General features: G+C 40.1%; 21 protein-coding genes and 1 tRNA gene. 15 read left to right on the top strand and 7 right to left on the bottom strand.

What is annotated here, in order from left to right; all coding sequences use genetic code 11:
* Position 1: 1 nt before the first annotated feature.
* The 3 genes from secG (at position 2) to AUR67_RS11920 (ending at position 1652) form a co-directional block, all read left to right on the top strand.
* Positions 2–349 carry a preprotein translocase subunit SecG gene (gene secG, locus AUR67_RS11930; protein ID WP_054551698.1) on the top strand — a complete coding sequence of 116 codons (348 nt, stop codon included), beginning with the start codon at positions 2–4 and terminating at the stop codon, positions 347–349.
* Between the two features lie 76 nt (positions 350–425).
* Positions 426–510 (top strand) — tRNA-Leu (locus tag AUR67_RS11925).
* Between the two features lie 197 nt (positions 511–707).
* On the top strand, positions 708–1652 hold the full coding sequence (locus AUR67_RS11920; RefSeq protein ID WP_058585433.1) for a general glycosylation pathway protein: 945 nt from the start codon (positions 708–710) through the stop codon (positions 1650–1652).
* A gap of 42 nt (positions 1653–1694) precedes the next feature.
* On the opposite strand, the gene AUR67_RS21290 is transcribed toward AUR67_RS11920, so the two are convergent.
* Together AUR67_RS21290 and AUR67_RS11915 are read right to left on the bottom strand one after the other, a co-directional pair.
* Complete coding sequence (locus AUR67_RS21290) at positions 1695–1847, bottom strand: hypothetical protein (protein ID WP_201024588.1); 153 nt, start codon at positions 1845–1847, stop codon at positions 1695–1697.
* On the bottom strand, positions 1847–2689 hold the full coding sequence (locus AUR67_RS11915; protein ID WP_235591833.1) for a VOC family protein: 843 nt from the start codon (positions 2687–2689) through the stop codon (positions 1847–1849). The genes AUR67_RS21290 and AUR67_RS11915 overlap by 1 nt, the downstream gene beginning before the upstream one ends.
* Positions 2690–3124: 435 nt before the next feature.
* On the opposite strand from AUR67_RS11915, the gene AUR67_RS11910 reads away from it, so the two are divergent.
* From AUR67_RS11910 to AUR67_RS11885, 6 genes are read left to right on the top strand one after another with little or no spacing between them, the layout of a single operon-like run.
* Positions 3125–3562 carry a hypothetical protein gene (locus AUR67_RS11910; RefSeq protein WP_235591832.1) on the top strand — a complete coding sequence of 146 codons (438 nt, stop codon included), beginning with the start codon at positions 3125–3127 and terminating at the stop codon, positions 3560–3562.
* 29 nt (positions 3563–3591) lie between these two features.
* Positions 3592–4068, top strand: a complete 477-nt coding sequence (locus AUR67_RS11905; RefSeq protein ID WP_058585431.1) for a hypothetical protein — start codon at positions 3592–3594, stop codon at positions 4066–4068.
* 43 nt (positions 4069–4111) lie between these two features.
* On the top strand, positions 4112–4813 hold the full coding sequence (locus AUR67_RS11900; protein ID WP_235591831.1) for a molecular chaperone: 702 nt from the start codon (positions 4112–4114) through the stop codon (positions 4811–4813).
* Positions 4813–5514, top strand: coding sequence for a hypothetical protein (locus tag AUR67_RS11895; RefSeq protein ID WP_058585429.1), 702 nt, complete (start codon positions 4813–4815; stop codon positions 5512–5514). The genes AUR67_RS11900 and AUR67_RS11895 overlap by 1 nt, the downstream gene beginning before the upstream one ends.
* Positions 5515–5536: 22 nt before the next feature.
* Entirely contained in the window at positions 5537–7921 is a 2385-nt protein-coding gene (locus AUR67_RS11890; RefSeq protein WP_235591830.1) for a fimbria/pilus outer membrane usher protein, read from the top strand.
* Positions 7911–8762 (top strand): hypothetical protein, encoded by an 852-nt coding sequence (locus AUR67_RS11885; protein ID WP_058585427.1) that lies wholly within the window; start codon positions 7911–7913, stop codon positions 8760–8762. Before AUR67_RS11890 ends, AUR67_RS11885 begins: the two co-directional genes overlap by 11 nt.
* Here the strand turns inward: AUR67_RS11885 and AUR67_RS11880 are convergent.
* A complete protein-coding gene (locus AUR67_RS11880) occupies positions 8743–9336 on the bottom strand; it encodes a LuxR C-terminal-related transcriptional regulator (protein ID WP_201024587.1) in 594 nt (197 codons plus the stop codon). The genes AUR67_RS11885 and AUR67_RS11880 overlap by 20 nt on opposite strands.
* A gap of 526 nt (positions 9337–9862) precedes the next feature.
* On the opposite strand from AUR67_RS11880, the gene AUR67_RS11875 reads away from it, so the two are divergent.
* Complete coding sequence (locus tag AUR67_RS11875; RefSeq protein ID WP_058585426.1) at positions 9863–12085, top strand: TonB-dependent receptor; 2223 nt, start codon at positions 9863–9865, stop codon at positions 12083–12085.
* 41 nt (positions 12086–12126) lie between these two features.
* On the opposite strand, the gene AUR67_RS11870 is transcribed toward AUR67_RS11875, so the two are convergent.
* A complete protein-coding gene (locus AUR67_RS11870) occupies positions 12127–12495 on the bottom strand; it encodes a hypothetical protein (RefSeq protein ID WP_058585425.1) in 369 nt (122 codons plus the stop codon).
* Positions 12496–12544: 49 nt separating this feature from the next.
* Between AUR67_RS11870 and AUR67_RS11865 the strand changes: the two genes are divergently transcribed.
* The gene (locus AUR67_RS11865) at positions 12545–13090 is read left to right on the top strand and encodes a GNAT family N-acetyltransferase (protein WP_058585424.1); all 546 of its coding nucleotides are present in this window, start codon (positions 12545–12547) and stop codon (positions 13088–13090) included.
* A gap of 76 nt (positions 13091–13166) precedes the next feature.
* Positions 13167–14825 carry a gamma-glutamyltransferase gene (gene ggt / locus AUR67_RS11860; RefSeq protein ID WP_058585423.1) on the top strand — a complete coding sequence of 553 codons (1659 nt, stop codon included), beginning with the start codon at positions 13167–13169 and terminating at the stop codon, positions 14823–14825.
* 62 nt (positions 14826–14887) lie between these two features.
* Here ggt and AUR67_RS11855 read toward each other — a convergent pair whose 3' ends face one another.
* The gene (locus tag AUR67_RS11855; RefSeq protein ID WP_082665627.1) at positions 14888–16090 is read right to left on the bottom strand and encodes an aromatic amino acid transport family protein; all 1203 of its coding nucleotides are present in this window, start codon (positions 16088–16090) and stop codon (positions 14888–14890) included.
* 405 nt (positions 16091–16495) lie between these two features.
* Here AUR67_RS11855 and AUR67_RS11850 point away from each other — a divergent pair, with 405 nt between their 5' ends.
* Entirely contained in the window at positions 16496–17401 is a 906-nt protein-coding gene (locus AUR67_RS11850; RefSeq protein WP_058585422.1) for a DMT family transporter, read from the top strand.
* Positions 17402–17422: 21 nt separating this feature from the next.
* Here AUR67_RS11850 and AUR67_RS11845 read toward each other — a convergent pair whose 3' ends face one another.
* Positions 17423–18301 carry a flagellar protein MotY gene (locus AUR67_RS11845; RefSeq protein WP_058585421.1) on the bottom strand — a complete coding sequence of 293 codons (879 nt, stop codon included), beginning with the start codon at positions 18299–18301 and terminating at the stop codon, positions 17423–17425.
* 217 nt (positions 18302–18518) lie between these two features.
* Here AUR67_RS11845 and rnt point away from each other — a divergent pair, with 217 nt between their 5' ends.
* Positions 18519–19199: a ribonuclease T gene (gene rnt, locus AUR67_RS11840; RefSeq protein WP_058585420.1), complete on the top strand. Its 681-nt coding sequence runs from the start codon at positions 18519–18521 to the stop codon at positions 19197–19199.
* Here the strand turns inward: rnt and AUR67_RS11835 are convergent.
* Complete coding sequence (locus AUR67_RS11835; protein ID WP_058585419.1) at positions 19183–20808, bottom strand: FapA family protein; 1626 nt, start codon at positions 20806–20808, stop codon at positions 19183–19185. The two genes, rnt and AUR67_RS11835, sit on opposite strands and share 17 nt — an antisense overlap.
* 951 nt (positions 20809–21759) lie before the next feature.
* Here AUR67_RS11835 and AUR67_RS11830 point away from each other — a divergent pair.
* On the top strand, positions 21760–22032 hold a 273-nt coding region (locus AUR67_RS11830), incomplete at its 3' end, for a hypothetical protein (RefSeq protein WP_152996523.1).

Here is a 22032-nt window from a genome sequence, read left to right as displayed (position 1 = left end):
GATGTACGAAATTTTATTAGTAGTTTATTTAATTGTTGCTTTAGCGTTAGTTGGTATGGTTTTAATCCAACAAGGTAAAGGCGCAGATATGGGTTCATCATTTGGTGCTGGCGCTTCTGGTACCGTGTTTGGCTCATCAGGTGCTGGTAACTTCATGACTAAAACAACAACAATCTTAGCGACGATCTTCTTCGTACTAAGTATTGTTCTAGGTAACCTTACTGCAGGTCAAATCAAAAAGACTGATGAGTGGGAAAACCTAGAAGCTGCGCCAGCTGTTGAAACTGTAACGCCAGCACAATCTGATGTGCCTGCGACAGAAGATAAAACGTCTGACGTACCTAACTAATTAGCTTTGCTAGTTATCGTTAAGCAGTTTTCATTCCTCAAGTAAACTTTTAGCTTAACAACATACAGAATTGTATGCGGATGTGGTGGAATTGGTAGACACGCCATCTTGAGGGGGTGGTGGCTTCGGCCGTGGGGGTTCAAGTCCCCCCATCCGCACCAAAATTAAAAAGCTGTAGCTCATTGAGTTACAGCTTTTTTCGTTTTAGTGCTTCATAAAATAAAATGCGCACCTTTATAGTGCTTTTATTCTAATTCTATTCCCCTTTTCGAGACTAACCAATTGATTATTAAGTGAAATAAAACTTGGAGCCTTCCTTGCTTAACTAGAGTTGGTATCACTACTTTAAGGAAGCAAGATGGCAAGAATGAGTTATTTAAGTGCTATAGAACGCTATGAAGAGCAACAACAGCTTATTCATGAACTTCTTCTTTCTATACTTGCCAGTGTTCAGGCATCGTTGACTAACAAGCAAGCGTACCAACAGCTCGTCAATCAATATCCATTTTTAGAATTGCAATATTGTTTGAATGAACAAGGCATTCAGCAAGGTGATAATGTCTGCTTTAAGCGTCAGTACAAAAAGAAACTAGGTCATGTTGGAGCTGGGCAAGATTTAAGCGCTCGCCCTTATTTTTTAGTCGCCTCTGCTGCGCCTGTTCCGCACTTTACCTCGCCATATATTTCGACTGCGACTAAGCATCTTTGTATCTCAGTGATCAAAACAATCCCTTCAGGCAACGATGAACAGCAGTTTTTGGTTATCGATGTGTGCTTAACAGAGCTGATTGAATTTATTATGGGAGACACCAAGCGAGCCAGAATGACACCTTACTTTAAGGTAGGTTATGGCTTGATTGTCGCTTGCTTGTTCTGCTTGGTGTTCTACTTGTTATATAAAGTGTTTGCTGGAATGGTGGACTTAGTCATAAGCGAAGACACTCAGTCAGACCCGCTTAAACCATTTACCATTATTATCTTTGTTACTTTAGCGCTGGCCATTTTTGATTTAGGCAAAACAATTCTAGAAGAAGAAATCCTCATGCATAAGGATATTTTTCGCCACAGCTCAACAAGACGAACGATCACACGTTTTATTTCAACAATTTTGATTGCAGTATCGATAGAAGCCTTACTAACCATGTTTAAAGCAGCACTCGGGCAAACTGAGTACGTTATACCTGCTGTATTGATGATGTTTGCTGTGGTAGGTCTGTTGATCGCACTGGCAATTTACGTTTACCTAGGCGCCAAGGCTGAAGATGTATTGACCCAGGTGCAACGCTTAAAAGTAAAACACTAATGAATAGGGCGCTTTGTTTAAAACGCAGCGCCCTGAAATTGATTAAAGTGTACCGCCAATACCAATACTTGGGTTAACGTATACAGGGCCCACTTTAAACGGCGCATTAATATCTAGGCTTGCATAGGGAGTGCAGGCATTTAAAGCTAACATTGCAGTTGCAAGAGCAACTAAGCGAATTATTTTTTTATTCATTACATTTGCTCCTGAATTACAATACCAGCACCCGCTGGATCACGAATGATTGCGACGCTGCCACTTCTTACTTTGTCATTTGGTGCCATTAGAACTATGCCGCCTGCGGCGGTTACTTTTAATAGGGTCGCGTCAACATCGGCTACTTTAATGTAATTCACCCATGTGTTGCCTATCTCGGCATCTGGTTTTTTTACAAAGCCAATCGCAGGTGTGCCATTTAAGGCTAAGTAACTGTAATTACCATTATTAAGCGGTTTATTTTGTGCTGAATAATTACCAAGTGATTGGTAAAAGGCTTTGCTCTGCTCTGGGTTATCACTCCATACTTCTTGCCAAATCCAGCTGTTATCAGTTTGATGGGTTTCAGGGTCACCATTAACTGTATTGATCAGTGAAAAAACAGCCCCTTGTGGATCTTCTAATACAGCAATAGTGCCACGGCCTTTAATTTCGGTACTGCTTACTAAGACTTTACCTCCGGCTTTGATAGTTTTTTCACTAACGGCAGCGATGTCTTTACTACTGATAAGGCTCAGCCAATGGCTGGCATTTTGTTTATTATCAAGTTCTGCCATACCAGCAATTAATTTTCCATCTAATGATGCCAGCGTATAGCTTTCGTTAACGGCTTGAAACTTCCAACCAAACACACTGCTATAAAATGCTTGAGATTGTGACAAATTTGGTGTGATCAAATCATGCCACACAACGTGACCTGAGTTTTTTGTACCTGAATTACTGATTGCAGGTAGTTCGCTTGAGGTAAGCTGGCAACCAGTCAATGAGACTGCTGTGACTGCCATTAAAATTGCAGCACGTAAGGGGGTGAGTACTTTCAAAGTTTGCTCCTTGCAAAATGGGGTCAAATAAAAGCATAGACCATTATTTGTTTGTTATTCAATCAAAAAGAGTTTGTTTAATGATCTAAAACCATTATTGAACCAGTTTTAGTTCAATAGTGTTTAATTAGGTTTATCAACTACTTTTGAATTAATTAGCGAAAAACCATCAAGTAAATCTGCACATCATTAAATCCAAGTTATTTTTGATATTAAAAGCAATGAGTTAATTATTTTCGCTTTAGTGGGAGTATCTCGGCGTTTAATTTTCATTCACTTAATCAAACTGCGAAGTTAACGGCTTAAACGCATCTAAGCAAAATTCAACAATTTTAAAATCCTAATTCACATAATCTAAAACTGTTAACGAGATAATTCATATGGAAGTGAAGTGGCTAAACGATGAAGCTATTACCGATCTTACTAGTAGTTTGTGTGGTTAATCCCTGTTTTGCATTTGATGATGTGAGTCTGACGCTAACTGGAGAGGTTAGTGCAAAGTGTGGGTTTGAAGCACAATCGACGGAACTGCAGTTTTCAGAGAGTGGCTTAGTTAACACGGTATTGGTAGTCAACTGCAATACACCTATGAAGGTGTCTATACACTCTCAAAATGGTGGATTACGTCATCAGCAAAGCAATGTAATTAACAACTACAGAATGAGCTTGTCAATTGTGAATACAGCGCTAAAAAAGTCATATATGGCGGAGCAACTTCACAACAAACAAGTATTCTCAGTGAGTGATATTTTGTTTAAGCGAGTGATGGATTTGCAGTTTCAGCTTACCGAACCACTTATATATGCGGGTGAATACAAGGATATCTTACGCATAGAAATGACCCCAACCATTGCCTCTGGTGGTGTTTGGTAGTCGCTAATAATTTTATAAGGAATAGTGGAATGAAAAAGCTAATCGCATTATCTGCAATTGCAATGTTGTCGTCTGGCGCTGTGCTTGCTGAAAACATTAATATCAGCGGTTCTGTAGCCTCTGTTTGTGAGGTAAGTAATTTAGATACATCTACTTACTTTCCAAGTATTGCTAAAGATCAAACGACTACACTAGATTTTGAGTTGCAATGCAATGACTCAGATGGTGCCACACTGACATTAACTACCTCTGAGGGACACTTGCAAAATGCTGATGACGAGGATGATGGCGTAGGTTATACCGCTGCGCTAACTGCGACACCATTTGCTTTTACACTTATTGCAGATGACGGTGATAACGATGAAAGCGCAGAGCAAAGTCAACCTGGCTCTGCAGCATTGGCAGCAGGGGGTGTTCCAGGCACGATTGTGCTGACTATTACAGAAGATCCAGTTTACTCTGGTACCTACTCAGATACTTTGATGCTAACTGTTACAGCTAACTAAGTTAATTAAGGCAGTCAAAGACTGCCTTATCATCAAAGGAAAGATGATGCATAAACTTACCTTTTTATTCTCACTTCTTCTTACGTTTCATTGTGATGCATTTCAAGTGCAGCCAATGGTTGCAGAGCTTGCGCCAAATGGTTCTGGGGCGCAACAAACGTTGCGTGTAATGAACAATTCATCGTCTTCGCTCGCCATTGAGTTAACAGCATTTGACCTAAAGATTGAACCGTCAGGAGAAGAGAAGCTAGTACAAAACGAAGTAGACTTTTTCATTCTCCCAATGACAACCATAATCCCACCAGGAAAATCTCAATCAATTCTAATACGCTATGTGGGCGACCCCATTTTAGCAAGCTCAAAATCATACAGGATTGGCGTTGACCAAGTGATGATTGATACAGATGAATCGAGCCAGTCCGGTGTTGGTATAGCAACTAGTTTTCGAACACTATTCACCGTGGTACCTAAAGGAGCTAAAGCAAAGCTTGTAATTGAACAAAAACAGCAACATCAAGAAGGACTTTGGAAAGTGCTGCTAAAAAATGAAGGCAATAAATTACTGCGTTTATCTAAAGCAACTTGGCTTATTAAACAAAATGATGACACTGTGAACTTAGCAGGTGAGGAATTAAGTCGTTCTTTATCAGGTAAACTCTTATTGCCACACTCTGCTCGAGAGGTCTTGCTAAAAGTACCTCCACAGTTTAAAGCTGAGCAAAGTCAGTTGAAGGTACAATTTTAATGCGTATCTTTGCTATTTTAATTTTATTTAATTCACTATTCTGCGCTGCTGTGGAAGTAAGTCCAATGGTGCTAACCTTAGATCCAACTAAGCCACAGCAAGTAACTTATAGTACGATACATAACGTTTTTAATCGTGAAGTTGCCTTTGATATTGAAGTCTTTGAGGTTGATTTTTCTGGCTCAAAGCCAATGTTTCGTTATCAAGAAAATAGCCCTGTTTGGGTCTTTCCGCCGACATTACTTTTGCACCGAGGTGAAAGTCAACGAATTCAACTGCGTTGGGTTGGTGATGCTCCGAGCCTTGATAAAACTTATCAAATTAGTTTAGTAGAGCAACCACTTTCAAAGCCTACAAATGCGTTTGAGCCACAACTAATGATGTTGCTTAATGTGAATTTAATTGTTCATGTACATCAAGAGAGCTTTTTACCTGAACTTGTTGTCGAAAAAAGCTTATGTAGTAATTACAGCTGTGAAATAACGGTAGCAAATAATGGTAAGGGCGCCGCCCGCCTGAGCGAATATGATCTTACGATATATTTGCCTCATCAAAAAACCGCTTCATTTAAAAAACAACAACTAAAAGCATCGGGTTATGACGTGTTCTTTGCGCCAGAAAGCAAACAGCAGATGCTCATCCCGTTAAAGGATAGCGTTAATGCAGAAGTTATCTCGCCAGACGTTGCGCTATCTCAGTAGTTTGCTTTTTTGCTCTGTGTGTATGTTTTTGCTTAATGCAGGTTTAGCCAATGCAAAAATAAATACCACCTCAAAAGAGCTTGAACTCACGGTGAGCTGCTACTTAAATAAGCAACCTCAAGCAAACATTTCCTTACTGGTGACTTCAGATGACACCTTGCTATTAAAGCATTCAGAATTGATGGCGTTTTTAAGGCCAATAGCAAATACCCAAACCCTTGAACACATAGAAATGCTAGTTGATGAAAGAGGCTTAGTAAATATTGAAGAGCTTCAAACATTGGGCATTGGTGCTGTGTTCGAAATGCTTGATTTTAGCTTAAACATAACCTTGCCACTGAGCATGATCAAAGAGAAAAGTATTGCTGCAGTGTCAAAGCGAAACCAACAACAAGCAATAAAAAGCGCAAACTACAGTGGCTACATTAATGTGTATTCGAGCTATGTCTATCAATCGAATCAAGCACAAGATTATGAACAAAAGCAGCTAACAGTAAGGCCTGAAGCGGTTTTAAATCTAAAAAATTGGGTGATTGAAAACGAAGCCCAGTTCGTAAATACACCAAGTAACCATGACTTTAAGCGTCTAGGCACGAGAGTAATCCATGATTTACCCATTCATGGCATGCGTTTTTCATTGGGTGATAATTACAGTGCGGGCAGTTATTTTCAATCAACAGCTCGCATCCTTGGACTGTCGCTTGCCCATGATTTTACACTTGTTTCTGACAGAACGATTCGACCAAGTGCATCACAGCGCTTTACGTTAGATAGCCCATCGTCCGTTGAAGTATATATTGATGAGCGTTTATTTAGGCGCCTGAACTTGCCTGCCGGTATTTATTCACTGGACGATATTCCGTTAACAGAAGGCAATAATCACATTGTGTTAAAGATCACGGATAATGCGGGTGTTACAAAAGAGGTTAATTTTTCGCTTACCACAGGTCTCGACTTGTTCTCTGAAGGGCAGCTTGAATACGAATTTCACTTTGGTTACCCAGCACAATTAACAGACAAATTAGACTACGATTATGATCAGCCTTTATTTTCTGGCTTTATTAACTACGGTATCTCAACAAGTTGGACCGCTGGGTTGTCAGCTCAAGGAAATGAAGAGAGCCTGCAACTAGGGCTTAAGCAAATATTTGCGACCCCAATAGGGCAGTTAGCATTTGAAAATGCGATTAATCTTGATGATGCTAAAGGCTATGCATATCGGCTTATCTATAGCTCATTTAGGCAGCCATCTCAGTCGGGGGCTGATTTCAGTATTGGCTACGAATACAGTAACCCTGAATTTTATCAGATAGCTTTCAATAATGAATTGAGCTCGCTTGCTAGTTCTAGGCAGCACTTTATCCAAGCAAATATCAACTTTATGAGCGAAACATCAATACAAACGTCGATTTTTGCCAATGTTTCTAGGCGTCATGAGCAAACACAGTTTGAAAAATCAACGGGGGTAACTGTTTCAGGCAAAATTGACACGAATCAGTGGTATTTTTCACTCGGTGGACAATGGCAAGAAACAGAGCAACATCAGCAGTGGAGTTTTAACTTATCGTTGAGTTATCTGTTTTCGCAAAGGCAAAGATTAAAGTTATCGCACCAATCTAAATACGATAAATCCAGATTGGAGTTTACTCAAAATGAAAATCAGCGCTTTGTTGGTGCACTAAATTTACGAGCAGGCTTAGAGAAAAATAACAATAACGAAGCCGTGTTTGATCTCAACAGCCAATACAATACAAATAGATTATCATTAGGTTTTGACCATGGCACTTACTACCAGCATTTAAATGGCAATCTGTTGTCTCATCAAAGTCGTGCCAGTGCTGCAGCAAGTATTGCATTTGCTGATTCTCAATGGGGGGTGGGTAAGCCTATTCAAAATAGTTTTGCTTTGATTAGTGCACACCCAAGTTTAGCGGATAAAACCATTAAGTTAGGTTTACAAGAAGAAGATTATTTAGCCACTAACTCTGATCTGCAGACCGTGTTACTCACCGATATGAATGCCTATGACAGAGCCACTATTGGGGTTGATGTTGAAGACTTAGCACCTGGTTATGACCTAGGCGCTGGTAATATTACTTTTTATCCTTCCTATAAAAGCGGCCATGATGTTGTAGTAGGTTCGCAGAACAATATCTCCATGCTGGGAACTTTAAAAAATAATGAAAACGAACCGCTTGCATTGCAAGTCGGTGAGGCGCGTTGTATTGACGAGCAAGCAGCAGAGCCTTACTTATTTTTTACCAGTAAAACAGGGCGTTTTGCATTGACTGGGCTAAAACCTTGCCAATATCAAATTGTGCTAAAAGATGTCACCCATGAGCCATTAATTATCGAAATAGACGAAAAGCAACAGTTGCATAATAAAGGAGTGATTTATGTTCATTAAACGATTTTCAAATGGAGTCTTTTTAATTCTTACTCTCTTCATCACAACGGAGTGCTTTGGCCAGTGCTCTGCAAAGATACAAAGAATTGAGCATCTATTCGATAACTTACAGGAATACCGAGCACAACAAAACCAAGACGCTGAAAAGCAGGTTAAAGTATTCATAGAGGGCGATACAAATTGCTCATATTATTTGCAGGTTTTGAGTGAAAATAATCAACAGTTGTTAGGGCAGTATCAACACATACCTTATTTTATCGGTAATTCAAACTCGCTTCTTAGTAACACATCCTTAAATAACCTCGCTATTTCTGATAACTCTATTACTTTAAGGTTTGTGATTGCTAGAGGCGTCATCGCTCGTGCTGGTCAGTATCAAGATACAGTTAAACTAATACTTAAAAATCAATTTAATGAAGCTCTTGATGAACGAGATTACGACTTTGACGTAACAATTCCGACTCATTTAGCACTGTCTTTTTTAGGTTATAACAGTGCTAGTACAAGTATCGACTTAGGAGAGCTTATACCTCAAAAGGAATATAGCTTATTACCTAGTTTATTGGTTGTCGCAAATACAGATATCGCAATGACTATTTGGTCAGAGAATAAAGGTAAATTGGTACATGAGTTTTACCAAAACAACTATTCAATTAACTACTCACTGGCCCTTGCTGGGGATTATATTGAGCTACATCACGCAATGAAAAAAAGTTTCTTGTTTACAAAGCAGACAGATTTTTTAATCCCTTTAAAAATAAAATTAGCCGCATTTAGTAATCAAGCTGCAGGACAGTACCAAGATACAATTCGATTCCAAATTAGCCCGCAAGTTTATTGATTTTATTCATGTTCCTTTCGCACCACTGTAAGGCTTTTTGTTTGTTTTTAACATTAATCTTCTGGTAAATCTTGTGCAAATGAACTCTCACCGTGGCTTCGCTAATAAACAAAGTATCGGCGATTTGAGGGCAAGTCGCGCCAGAAGAAAGCAAGTGCAGTACTTTAGATTCTTTAAACGTTAAGTTATTTGATTGAATTTGATTTTTTTGCTCAGTTTCGAGCATCACTCTCATCCATTTATCGCTCACCGTTCTTGGAAACCACAAGGATCCCTTTTTAATTTCTTGCAGTCCTTGTTCAAAAATATCTGTTTTGGTGTTTTTAAAAAATAACCCTTTTAGCTTTGGCCAGTCTTTTAATGGCAACACATCCGCTCTATCAGGCATATTAAAAATTACCAGATGATGATAACCATGCGTCTTCATAAACTCACTTATTAATTCACGGTTGGTCAAAGTGTCTAAAGAGTCGTAATTAAGCAACAGAGTTTTATCATCGTTCGCAATACAGTAAGGAAGAATTGAAGCTGATGAAACAGAATCAGCCGCGTTTTTATTAAAAAGAAAATCCATATTCACGCCAAAAACTATCGGTAAATGATAACAAGTAAATTGTGTTGCTGATTATTACGTTTAAAAAATGAAATTCCAACAGAGGAAAATTTTGCGCACATTTTTGTTTAGTTAGCTTTTGCTAACTTGGCAGCACGATATTAAACATTACCTGAGGTAGGTACTCTTTGGAAGCTGAGAAATTTCTGAAATTGGTTTCTATTTCTATGAATAATAACAAAAATCGCGTTCATTTTTTGTTCATAGAAATTGTGTTAAATGACAGGTTTATTGCGGTAATACAGAACTAAACATTTATTTTTATTTACTATTTTGTAAAAAGTTTAGTGACTTATAATTCGAATATGGGATGATAATGTGGTTTATTTATACAGTTTTTGATAAAAATCAAAAAAATTATACATATTTTCACAAAACTGACATATAATGCCCCTCCAGAGGAAAGATGCTTATACCTAAGCGTCTTTTTTTATGCCTGAAATTTACGGGTAAAAATACACACACACGGTATCCTTTGGAGTTTTAATTGAAATTACGTCACCTCTCACAGTTAACTGTAGCCATTGTTGCTGCATTATCTACTTCAGCCTTTGCTGAGCAAGAAAAAACCACTGCTAAACAAGATGCTTTCGAAAAAATCGAAGTAACAGCGCGTAAGCGTACAGAAAGCATTTTTGAGTCGCCAACCGCAGTGACATCAATCGGTGAAAACCTGATTGATAAAGCGAATATGAGCAACCTTGAAGACATCGGTAAATATGTACCTAACCTAAACATCACTCGTTATGGTGTAGGTAATGCGGCCCATGCGTCTGTATTTATTCGTGGTATTGGTTTACAAGACCACGTGATCACAACTGATCCGGGTGTAGGTGTTTACTTAGACGGTGTTTACCTTGGTCGCCAAATGGGCTCTAACTTATCATTACCAAATGTTGAGCGTGTAGAGGTATTACGTGGTCCACAAGGTACTTTGTACGGTCGTAACACATTAGGTGGTGCAGTAAATATTATTACTAAGCAACCTGGTGATGAAGGCATTGTGACTACAAATGCAAAAGTAGGTAGCCGTGGTCGTTTAGCCGGTGACGTTTACTTTAATAACAGCCTTACCGACACTGTAAGCATGTCTGCAAGCGTGTCTTATAAGCAACGCGATGGTGTAGGTGAAGCGATTAACCTTGCAAACCCAGAAAAAGAAATTGGTGAAGAGCAAGAGTTAAGTGGCCGTATGGCGCTTAAATGGCAAGCAAACAGCGACTTATCTTTTGTATTCTCAATTGATGGTGTTGATAACGAATCAGGCCAATCACCATACACAATTGAACTAACGGCGCCACTTGATCCGAATGACCCGTTCAATGGTGATTTCCCATTACTTACAGAAGACATGTTACCAAGCGATCCTGATGATTTAGCAACGACGGTAGCGGGTATTGAGTCGACGGCTTATTCAGGCTGGGGTACTTCATTAACAGCTGACTGGGATATCAATAATACGTATATAGCTAAGTTCATCACCAGCTACCGTAGCTCAGAATACGAAGGGGGTCTTGATGATGACGCTGTTGCCCTTAACTTATCAGAGTTCCCTGAAGAAGGCGGCGCAGATCAATATTCATTCGAAATCCAGTTAAACGGTAGCTTCGATAACATGGACTTTGTGTCTGGCTTATACTTCTTTAATGAAGATGGCTTTACAAGCTCTGGCCCGTTTGTATTTAGCCCATTCAACACACCAGATGGTCTTCTGAATGATGGTACTACAGCGTCTTTTGGTGATTACGGTTACTTTGATATCAACCAAGAAACTAACTCATACGCAGCTTATATCAATGCAAGCTATGACCTAAGCGACGATTTAACTGTGGGCGGTGGTCTACGTTATTCGAAAGATAAAAAAGAAGCTGATGCCTTATTCCCAACGTTTGCGACACGTAAATACGTAAGTGCTGATTTTGATGCGGTAACATGGGATTTAAATGCGTCTTACCAGCTTAGCAATAACATGAACGTGTATGGCCAAATCCAAAAAGGTTATCAAACAGGTGGTTTCCCACCGCGTCCATTTGGTGGTCCTGATCAATTTGTTTCTTTCGATGAAACAAAAGCAATTAACTATGAGCTTGGCCTAAAAGGTCAAGTACATGAAGACGTATCTATGATGCTTGCGGTGTTTGTTACTGATTACACAGACCTGGCATTACCATTCTCTGATCCAACTGCAGGTGGCGGTTTCGTTACTATCGTAGAAAATGCGGGTGAGTCTAAAGCACAAGGTATCGAGCTTGAGACAACAATTGCATTTACTGATGACTTTACGCTACGTAGCGCAATTGGTTACCTAGATTCAGAAATCACAGAAGTTGATGACGGTGTATTAGGTATTGGTAAAGGTGATTCACCAGCACTTACACCTCGTTGGACTGTTATGGTCGCACCTTCTTATTTCATTGATTTAAGTAACGGTGGCACAGTGGCAGTAAACGCTAACTACTCATACCGTAGCGATATGCAAGGTCAATCAGTTTACAACCAAAGTGAACACATTGATTCTCGTGAATTAGTGGGCTTCAACATTTCTTACTTAAACCCGAACGGTGACTTTGAAGTGACTCTTTACGGTGAGAACGTGTTAAACGAAGTATACGACGTAGGTCGCTTACAACAATCTGGTTTTGTTGGAGTAATGCGCAGCAACGACCGCAGTGAATTTGGCTTAAAATTCAAAAAAGAATTTGAGCTTTAATTACTAACAAAAAAGGGCAAGTAAATACTTGCCCTTTCTTTTTAATTATTTTTCTCTTGCTCGCGTTTTTCGCGCGCTTCTCTTAATTTTTCAGCCAGTTCTTTTGCTTTTTGTTTGGTTTTTTCAGAAAGCTCACCAGCCGCTTCTTTACTCTCAATCCATGCATCTAAGGCAATTTCTTTACCGTCGTCATACATGCTCAAGCCCATTTTCTTACTCTCTTCGAGTAACTCTTGCAGTGAGTCGTCGTTAAACTCATTGGTGGCGTCTTTTACGTCGCTCCAAGCATCATTTAGGGCTTGCTTTACTTCATCTTTTGCTTCGCTGGCATCTTTTTTGGCTTGCTCTGCGTCATCACAACCCGTTAAGGCAATACAGCCTAATAAAACTAAGCTTGCTAATTTGTTCATATTTTTCTCTAATGGTTAATCAACTATAAAGCAGTATAAGCAATAAAAAATGAATATAGCTAGAACAGCACGATTAAGTTTTCGGTTAATGGATGAGAATGATGCCGAGCTATTTTATGAGCTCGATAACGACCCTGAGGTAATGAAACATTTAACTCGTGGCAAAGTATCCACTATGCAGACCATTAAAGAGGTGTTTATTCCTCGCTTGAATGCCTATCGAAATGAGCAAAAAGGGTGGGGGCTTTGGCAAGTAAACATCATCGAGAGCAATGAATTTATCGGTTGGGTATTAGTCAGGCCTATGGGCTTTTTTGAACAGCCTGATTTTAGTGATTTAGAAATTGGCTGGCGCTTTAAAAAAGTGAGCTGGGGCAAAGGCTATGCGTCTGAGGCAGCACTTGCCATTGCTAAAGCCGTAAGCGAGCCAGAAGAAATAAAGTCGCTCAGTGCCACAGCACTTAAAGATAACCTAGGCTCAATAAAGGTGATGGAAAAACTAGGCCTTAAGTTTGTAAAAAACTATATCCATAAAGATGAGCAAGGTGAATTACCTGCAGTACTTTATTCATGTCCTAAAGAGCAGCTTAGCTAAGTTAATCGTAACTAATTGACCTTATAGGTTTCACATGTCTAAATGGTCAAAATAACATCAAGAAAAAGGAAGTACCATGGCAAATTTAGTCAAATACGCGGCACATTTGTTGATCGTTACCGCGATATTCTTTCATCCGTCAAGCTTTGCAAAGCAAGCAGCTGTCGCGATGCCTGATAGTTACAGCAGTGATACGGCGCGCGCTATTTTAGAGCAAGGCGGCAACGCCGTTGATGCGGCAATTGCGGCACAGTTTGTATTAGCTGTTACTTTACCAGAAGCCGGTAACATTGGTGGCGGTGGCTTTATGCTGATCCAAAAAGATGGCAAAGGTGATTTTATTGATTACCGCGAAACAGCCCCTGCTGCAGCTCATCGCGATATGTACCTTGATGATAAAGGCGATGTTATTGATAACATGTCTGTGTACGGTATTCACGCAAGTGGTGTTCCGGGCAGTGTTGCTGGTATGTGGCTTGCCCATCAAAAGCACGGCAGCTTAGATTGGAAGACCCTGCTAGAGCCTGCGGTTAAATTAGCCGAGCAGGGCTTTATTGTGCATCCTAAGCTAGCAGCGAGTATCGAGCGTTACATTACACGAATGGCCAAAAAGTCAGTAAACATTAACTTTGCCGATTACTTTGCCGATGCCAAAGCAAATAAGATATTTAAGCAGCCGGAACTTGCTGCCACATTGAAACGTATTCGTGATCAAGGTAAAGCAGGTTTCTACGAAGGTGAGACAGCGAAGATCATTGCGACGTTTATGAAGCAACACGGCGGCATTATTACTGAGCAAGACTTAAAAGCTTATCAAGCTAAGTCGCGTACACCAATTAAGGGTAACTGGCGCGGTTACGGAGTGCTCACATCACCACCGCCAAGTTCAGGTGGTATTGCTATTTTACAATGGCTAAAAATGTACGACTTGGCAAAGCCTGAAGGAAAGCTTGAGCACAACTCAACCACCTATGTTCATATTTTGGCTGAAGTAGGTAAACGCGTATTTGCCGACAGAGCTGAATATTTAGGTGACCCAGATTTTTATGAAGTGCCAAAAACAGCTCTACTTGCAGATGATTATCTTAGCAGTCGCGCAAGTACAATTCGCCCAGATGTCATTTCAACAACTGAGAACATCAAACCGGGTTTACACGAAAGTGAACAAACAACGCATTTTTCTATTCTAGATAAGTGGGGCAATGCCGTTGCGAATACCACGACCATTAACTTAAGCTTTGGTAGCGGCGTGGTTGTATCGGGCGCAGGATTTATTTTGAATGACGAAATGGATGACTTTAGTGCCAAGCCAGGTGTGATGAATGTATTTGGGGCAATTGGTGGTAAAGCTAACGAAATTCAACCCCATAAACGCATGTTGAGCTCAATGACACCGACCATTCTACTTCAGGGTAACAAAGTTAAAATGGTAACTGGCTCTCCGGGTGGTACCACGATTATTAGCTCTGTGTATGAGTCTATTTTAAATGCGGTTGAATTTGATATGACTGCAGAGCAAGTGGTAGACAGCCCACGCTTTCATCACCAGTTATGGCCTAAAAATGTGATTAGATACCACACAGGTCTTGAACCAAAGGTTGTTAAAGCGCTTGAGAAGATGGGTTATACACTTGATGAACGCCATTTTGGTGATATGCATGTGATCATCAATAAAGACGGTAAATTAGATGCAGCATCTGAAGCATCTGGCCGTGGTAAAGCAATGGTGTTTTAATTACACTTTAAACCAGACACAAAAAAAGCACCCAAGGGTGCTTTTTTGATTTGATAAGTTGTTTAACCAATCGCTGGAATAAGCCCCGCCATTTGCAAACCTTGAGCACTAATAATAAGCACACCAAACAGGGCGGCCAGTGCTAAGCCAATATTACCGCCTTTAACTTGGTAACCCGCATCTGGTTTGCTGCTTCGTTGCTTATAGACCATAGCAACCGGTAAAAACACCGCTAAAATAACCAGCGCAATGGCGGCGTAGCCAAGTGCCATAATAAACCCTTGTGGATAGAATAGCGCAAAGCCTAGCGGTGGAATAAAAGTGATCAACGCTGTTTTGATTCGATCTTTACTGCCATCACCTTTTTTAAATGCATCAGCAAAAAAGTCGAATAAACCTAAGCTCACTCCTAAGAAAGACGTTGCTAACGCTAAATCAGCAAAAATGTTCACAGCAGTAGCAACATGTGGACTGTGAGCAATGCTAGCAACACTGCTTACAAAACCTGGTAACCCTTGGCTTTGCAGTAAATCGCTTTGACTCATCATGCCTTGGCTAAGTAATTGCCAAAAAATGTAAATCACTAAAGGCAGTGCTGCACCGGCCACCATCACTTTACGAAGTGTTTTGATATCTAAACCCACGTACTTCACAATCGACGGAATAGAGCCATGAAAACCAAACGAGGTAAACACCACTGGAATTGCAGATAAAATCAGACCTTGTTCAATCGGCATTTCAAGTAAGTGTTGGCCATGAACATAAGGTGTCAGCATATAAAATAAGCTGGCTAGTACGCACACTTTAATGGTGAACAGTACGCGGTTAAGCTTATCGACTTTGCTGGTACCGAGTGTAACCACAGTACCAATCACAATAGCCAGAATAACTGAGCCAACTTGCGGTGCTAAAGAAAGCGATAAACCATTGTTGAGCTTTTCTTGTAATTGCGCACCGCCACCTGCGATATACGCAGCGCATAGTGCGTAAAACAAAAACATTACTGAAAAGTTAGCGACCCATTGCCCACGTTTACCCAACCATGATTTAGCTAACGTATTGAGGGTTGCATCTCTGTCGGCATATTGATGCAGCTCTAGCATTAGTAATGCTGTGTAGGTCATTAAAAACCAAGTTAAAAAAATTAGTGATAACGCTGTTGTGAAACCAAGCCCTGCGGAGGCGATAGGCAATGCCAGCATCCCTGCACCTATGGTGGTGCCAGCAACAATTAACATGCTACCTATTGTTTTATTTTTAAGCACTTTTTGCCCCTTAAACTTCGTGAGAGGCAAGCAAGATATAACTTGTTTAACAAAACTTAAATAGTTTTGTTATAAATCAAAGAAATTAAATGTAACCTATGATTTACATGTGCAAACAGGCTGTTGAAATCAGCAAAAAACTTTTTGCCAAATAGTATGAGTATACGTGTTGACAAAATCACCATTTAGGCGGATTCTTAAGCTTCTTCAACTTACTTTTTAAATACCATGATGCAGCTAAACCAACGACCAACAAACAATTGTATGCGCCTGACTTCGTCAGTCGTGTGGTCTGTTATGTGCTGCGGTTAATTAAGTAAGTTTTACTAACCGCGTTCTAAGCGGTTGGTTATTTCCCTTTTAAATTTTCTTCCGCTTTTTTCGCCTTTTTAAAGGAATAAGCTTGTGCCTGTTAAAGCCTCATATTTTTTAATGGTGGTGATTTGGTCAACAACACCACTGGGTATTGTTTGGAGTAGTGAAACGGTAGCACCAACCCTGGCTGTGTTTTTACGCATGCTGGTGGGGCTGGTGATGGCTTCGTTTGTCGTTGCTGTTGCCAATATCCGAGTGCCCTGGCATCGCCGTGCTTTATTCCTTTATGGCTATTCAAGCATAGGCATTTTTGGCGGCATGTTATTAAGCTACATGGCTGCTAAAACAGTGCCGTCAGGGTTAATATCATTGATGTTTGGCCTTGCGCCAATTTTATCGGGCTTACTTGCGCAAAAAATCTTGAACGAACCTAAGTTTAGCGCCATTAAGCTTGGCGCCCTTGGCTGTGCCTTAATTGGTTTATTTTTAGTAAGCCAACGCCATATTCAAGGGGGAGTAGAGCAGCTTAGTGGTCTGTTATATGTATTTATTGCAGTGTGCTTTTTTAGTTTGAGCGGTGTCATGATCAAACGGGTAAGAATTGCTATTCATCCAATGGCCACCACATTTGGTGCGTTGGTTTTTGTAACCCCACTGTTTTTTATTACTTGGTTGCTGGTAGATGGCCAACTTAATAGCCAGATGTGGAGTGCAAAATCACTGTACTCAATTGTTTACTTAGGCGTGTTTGGTTCATTAATTGGTGCGCTGGCGTATTTTCATGTATTGCAAAAGTTGAACGCCAGCACGGTCGCATTAACAACCCTGATCACACCAAGTTTTGCAATCGCGATTGGTGGTTTACTTAATGATGAGCCCATTGACCAAGCACTGATTGTTGGCGCGATCATTATTATGATAAGCCTCGCATTTTTTCAGTTTGGCGATAAGTGGCTAAAGCGTTTTAAGCGCGTGAAGTCGGTAGAAATGAGTTAAGGCTAGTAGCCGCTTCGGCGGCTACATTTTTGCAATTTGAATGACTAAACGACGGTTTTTGTTTCGGTCTAAAATGTTGTCGTTGCTGGCAACATGACGCTTTTCACCGTAACCATCGGTATCTACTTTGCTTTCATCAACCCCTAAGCTAACAATGTAATCCTTAATCGCTTTAGCGCGTTTTTTTGATAATTCGAGGTTGTTCCAGCGACCACCGTAGCTGTCGGTGTAAGAAGATATTGAAATAGATTCGATGTTGGTGTCGTACTTTAAGTATTCGCCAATTTTATCTAAGCGTTTTTGTGATGATTTAGTCAGCTTGCTAGTATTTGGCTCATAGTTCATCACTGTGAACGAAATATCTTCAAAGCTGTAAGGCAGCATTGCATCTCGGCACTGTAAAAACGCCCAATAGGCTTGTTTAAAGTTTACACTCGATAAACCAACGGCAATTTTATCGGCACTGTTTTGCCAGTCTTGGTAATAAAATGTCGGTTGGTAACCTTTTTCAAGTTCGGTGAGCATTTCCCAAGCGGTTTTATTACCAAGCTCGCCGTCAAACTTACGTAATAGCTTCATATTCGCTAAGTCTCGGGCGGGCATACCAGCACGCCAACTAGGTGGTACGGCTTTTAGGCCAGCAATACTGTAATTGTCTGGGCGTACGACCATATCAAGGTTAAAGTTTACGTCTTTATTTTTACTGGCAGTGGTGCTGAAAATTGCTTCACCATAGTAAGGAACTTCATGATTTAATTGGCATTCTAAGCGAGAAGTTTTAACCATTTGCCAGTTAGACATATCAGCATTAGCGGTATACTCACGCATGGCTGCGTTCGCATTAATACTTGCAACTGAGGTCAATAGGCTTAGGCTTAAAGGAAGTAATGAGAGCTTCATCACGGTAATTCTCCAACAAATCATCAATGCCAAATAATTGGCAATTTTTTGTGTTTAATTGCTTCAGCGCACTAAACACAGGGCTAGCTTAATAATATAAAGCAAGTAATGTGCCTAAAAACTCTGTAAGAATCTGCGATTTCACACTATTTACTCTAGCAGAGTAGCCGTGGTTTTTGACATAATAGCCAGCTTACACTGGCAAACCAAGAAGACTATGGAAAATACTGAACAAACTCTTTTCGCAAAACGCTTTCGTGGCTTTTTTCCCGTTGTGATAGATGTTGAAACTGCAGGTTTTAACAAAGACACCGATGCGTTATTAGAAATTGCTGCATCTGTACTTAAAATGGATGACGACGGCGTGTTAAGTATTGATCATACTGTGCATTTTCATGTTGAGCCATTTGAAGGCGCTAATATCGAACAAGCGGCCATTGAATTTAATGGTATTGAGCCTTTTTCTGCGCTGCGTGGTGCAGTGCCTGAAGAAGAAGCGATTAAAGAAATCTGTAAAGTTGTGCGCAAGGCACAAAAAGCAGCGGGTTGTCAGCGTTCAGTGGTAGTAGCACACAATGCAGCGTTTGATCACGGCTTTTTAAATGCTGCCATTGAGCGTTGTAAAATTAAGCGCACGCCATTTCATCCATTTGTTAGCTTTGATACCACATCACTGGCAGGCCTTGCACTAGGGCAAACAGTATTAGCTAAAGCGTGTAGGGCGGCAGGTATTGAGTTTGATAATAAACAAGCTCACTCAGCTCTTTATGATACCGAGCGCACAGCAGAACTGTTTTGTTTAATCGTTAATCGCTGGCAACAACTCGGTGGTTGGCCATTGCCTGAAACTGAAGCGACAGAAGAAGAGCAAGACTCAGCCGCTAAAACGACTGAGTGATTTTACCCTCAAAAAAGCGCACCATGTTAGGAGGGTAAATACGTGAAAACTGTTTACTCTCTTGTGCTATCTTCAGCTCCACCCCAGGATGCATTAATTCATTTACTTTTAAGCGACTCGTTGCTAATAAACGTGCAATCTTAGTTTTTACTAAGTGTTTCTTTTTCTTGGTATTTGCCGTTTTAATTTTAATCTGCTGCTCGCTGGCGGTGATCTTATTAATGTAATGCGCACGCTGGGCTGGGTCTGGTATTTTACTGGCCTTTTTTCGTGCTTGCTGTAGAGCTGCGGCTTTTGTCGCTAATAACTTTTCAAAGTCATTAATTTGTTGCTGCTTTTGACGTAAATCATGCCAGTACTGAGCTATAAAAACCCGTGTTTTAGTGCCTGATGGCGCACCAAGCTCACCGGTTTCAATTCGCATCGCATCTAAAATATTGCCACCAATGATTTTGCCTCGCGGGTTATTGGCTTTGCCGACTCGAATAAGGCGGCGAGCGCTTAAGTCACAATGCAAGGCTTGGCGTTCAATGAATAAATCTTGCTCTGTTTTTATATGGCAGTACTGAGCATAACCAACAGAGATAGTGCGCGAAGCCGTGATGTTGCAGGTAAAGTTCTCGACGTTTTCACGTTTTCTGCCAACAGCCCCAAGCATCACGGTGACTTCACTTTTACTTTCAATTGTGGCTGATTCAACAAAGCCTAAAACAGTGATATCACCCGTGGCTTTGACTCGCATACCATCTTTTACATCACCGCTTATAATGACACTGCCATCAAATTCGACATGGCCCGTACTTACATCAACATGATGAAAACACAATACGTCGTCCACGCGCATTCCGCGGGGTAGGGCAACAGGCACGCCTTTAGCATCGGCAATCAACATATCGCTATTATTAGGATCAATTCGCGTTCCTTCGAATGGCTCAAGAGGTAAATCTTTACCAGGTTTTGCAGGCATCACATCACCAAACACTGTAAAGCCATCTTCACCGGGTGTTGCAGGAACTCGCTGCATTAATGGCGTGCCGGGTTTAACGGTAATAATGGCACCTAAATTACGCATGTCGACTTTACCGCCAGAGGTCGCTTGCGGACTAAGAACGCGATCTTGTGCGGTGGAGCATAAACGCACGAATTTAGCATCAGTGCCTTCTTTGGGCATTCTGCCATGGGCAACGATTGCGCTGTAATGAGCACCAGGTGGTTGTTTAAATTGCTGGCCTAAAAAGGTATCAAGGGCACGCATACTAATGCCTTTAATCACGCCCGCCTCTGTAAGCACCTCTTGCGCCATATCCATGCTCACAATTTTACCGCCACGGGCTGTTGTTAGGTTTGCTTCAACTACCATGTTTTTAGCGTCAACTTTAACTTCAAGATGAGCATCAACCGCTTTAGCAACCACTAAAGATTGGTTTTGATATTGGTTGCTAGGTATAAACAACTTACCAATATTAGCGTCGATAAATTCGTAGCTGGCATAAGGAGATTGCTCAAGTAATTCAATTAATTGAGAACTCGTAGTAGGAAAACCCGCATCACGAGGATGCTCACACAAAGAGACATAGCCGCTTTGTTCATCGAATGAAAACATCGACATCTGAAAAGCCCTGTAAAAAACTGCCTGTTATTATAGTTATGTGTTGTTACAGGTTATTTTTGAAGAAGGGTAACAACGTTTCCTATTTCAGCACAACTTTTGTACTATGTTAAGATAATGTATGCATTAAATGTAAAAATATGTATAAAAACTGACTTTTCTTGCTTGAAAATTCAGCATTCAAAAGCACTTAGCAAAAATTTCCTGATTAATGCCTTGAGTATTCATAAGCTCGATAGGTGAATTAATTTACTTAAATTGATCTTTTATGGAGCGTTGAAAATATAAGGGCCACTCTAACCCCTTTATTTTGGTATGACTAGTTATGAAGGTTTCTGACTAATAACACATAGATTATTGTAGATGATCTGAAGTCTGATTTGATAACACTATCAGAGTTTATAGACAGAGACTTAATAGCCGTTGATGTAAGATCAGGTGTCGAAGTCCAAAAACTTAAATTATTGCTGCTGTCATATGTGTTTGCAGGTTTTAATTATAGATTCTATTCAAAAGTTATAATTTATATTAATGAAGTCGCTGATAACTATTCAGCAGTCTATGTGTTATTTATTTAAATTATTTTAAAAACATCCATCAATCTGTTCCTATAAAGTTGTTTTTTATTGAAACTTATATTTTCATATCTTTTATTGGTACGTCAATGCTACAAGTTAACATTTGTGTTCCTTTTTTGTTATTTAAACTGTTGAAATTTATACTTATTTTTGTTTTTTATTGTAGATTTTTTTAACGAATGTAATTAAGATGAGCCCCCCTTGGAACTAAAGTTAGCAAAGTGTTTATATCTATTTTAAATTTGTTGATTGGTTTCCTGGAATTCAAAAATTGAAAATAAAAATAAAGGAAAGTAAGTAAATTTAAATCATAGTCGTAAGCTGCGACTTTAAACGGGCTTTTTTAATTAATACTACATTCATGAAGGAAATTATGAAGTACTCAACCTTACTTTGTGGGCTTTTGCCCACTTTTTTATGCCTCTCGACTAGTGTATTTGCTCTAGAAGATGTTGACCATAACGATGATGGTATCGTAGATCAGAATCACTACAAGACTAACTTGCTAAGTAATAGTTCGTTTATTGGAAACGAAAATTGGACTCAGAGTGGCTTAGAGCAACCAACACACACGAATCGAAATGGTATTACAGAGCAGATGCTGGCGACATCATACTCTTATAGTGCACAGTCAGGTTATGCAGAG

The sequence above is a fragment of the Pseudoalteromonas sp. XI10 genome, assembly GCF_001469895.1.
Lineage (GTDB): Bacteria > Pseudomonadota > Gammaproteobacteria > Enterobacterales > Alteromonadaceae > Pseudoalteromonas.
The sequence above is the reverse complement of the archived record's forward strand: the minus strand, read 5'-3'. Positions and strand labels throughout refer to the sequence as shown.

Excerpts from the sequence above, each read along its gene's own strand:
- secG (WP_054551698.1), top strand. The coding sequence starts at position 2 with ATGTACGAAATTTTATTAGTAGTTTATTTAATTGTTGCTTTAGCGTTA.
- AUR67_RS11920 (WP_058585433.1), top strand. The coding sequence starts at position 708 with ATGGCAAGAATGAGTTATTTAAGTGCTATAGAACGCTATGAAGAGCAA.
- AUR67_RS21290 (WP_201024588.1), bottom strand. The coding sequence starts at position 1,847 with ATGAATAAAAAAATAATTCGCTTAGTTGCTCTTGCAACTGCAATGTTA.
- AUR67_RS11905 (WP_058585431.1), top strand. The coding sequence starts at position 3,592 with ATGAAAAAGCTAATCGCATTATCTGCAATTGCAATGTTGTCGTCTGGC.
- AUR67_RS11900 (WP_235591831.1), top strand. The coding sequence starts at position 4,112 with ATGATGCATAAACTTACCTTTTTATTCTCACTTCTTCTTACGTTTCAT.
- AUR67_RS11895 (WP_058585429.1), top strand. The coding sequence starts at position 4,813 with ATGCGTATCTTTGCTATTTTAATTTTATTTAATTCACTATTCTGCGCT.
- AUR67_RS11890 (WP_235591830.1), top strand. The coding sequence starts at position 5,537 with ATGTTTTTGCTTAATGCAGGTTTAGCCAATGCAAAAATAAATACCACC.
- AUR67_RS11885 (WP_058585427.1), top strand. The coding sequence starts at position 7,911 with ATGTTCATTAAACGATTTTCAAATGGAGTCTTTTTAATTCTTACTCTC.
- AUR67_RS11880 (WP_201024587.1), bottom strand. The coding sequence starts at position 9,336 with ATGGATTTTCTTTTTAATAAAAACGCGGCTGATTCTGTTTCATCAGCT.
- AUR67_RS11870 (WP_058585425.1), bottom strand. The coding sequence starts at position 12,495 with ATGAACAAATTAGCAAGCTTAGTTTTATTAGGCTGTATTGCCTTAACG.
- AUR67_RS11865 (WP_058585424.1), top strand. The coding sequence starts at position 12,545 with ATGAATATAGCTAGAACAGCACGATTAAGTTTTCGGTTAATGGATGAG.
- ggt (WP_058585423.1), top strand. The coding sequence starts at position 13,167 with ATGGCAAATTTAGTCAAATACGCGGCACATTTGTTGATCGTTACCGCG.
- AUR67_RS11845 (WP_058585421.1), bottom strand. The coding sequence starts at position 18,301 with ATGAAGCTCTCATTACTTCCTTTAAGCCTAAGCCTATTGACCTCAGTT.
- rnt (WP_058585420.1), top strand. The coding sequence starts at position 18,519 with ATGGAAAATACTGAACAAACTCTTTTCGCAAAACGCTTTCGTGGCTTT.
- AUR67_RS11835 (WP_058585419.1), bottom strand. The coding sequence starts at position 20,808 with ATGTCGATGTTTTCATTCGATGAACAAAGCGGCTATGTCTCTTTGTGT.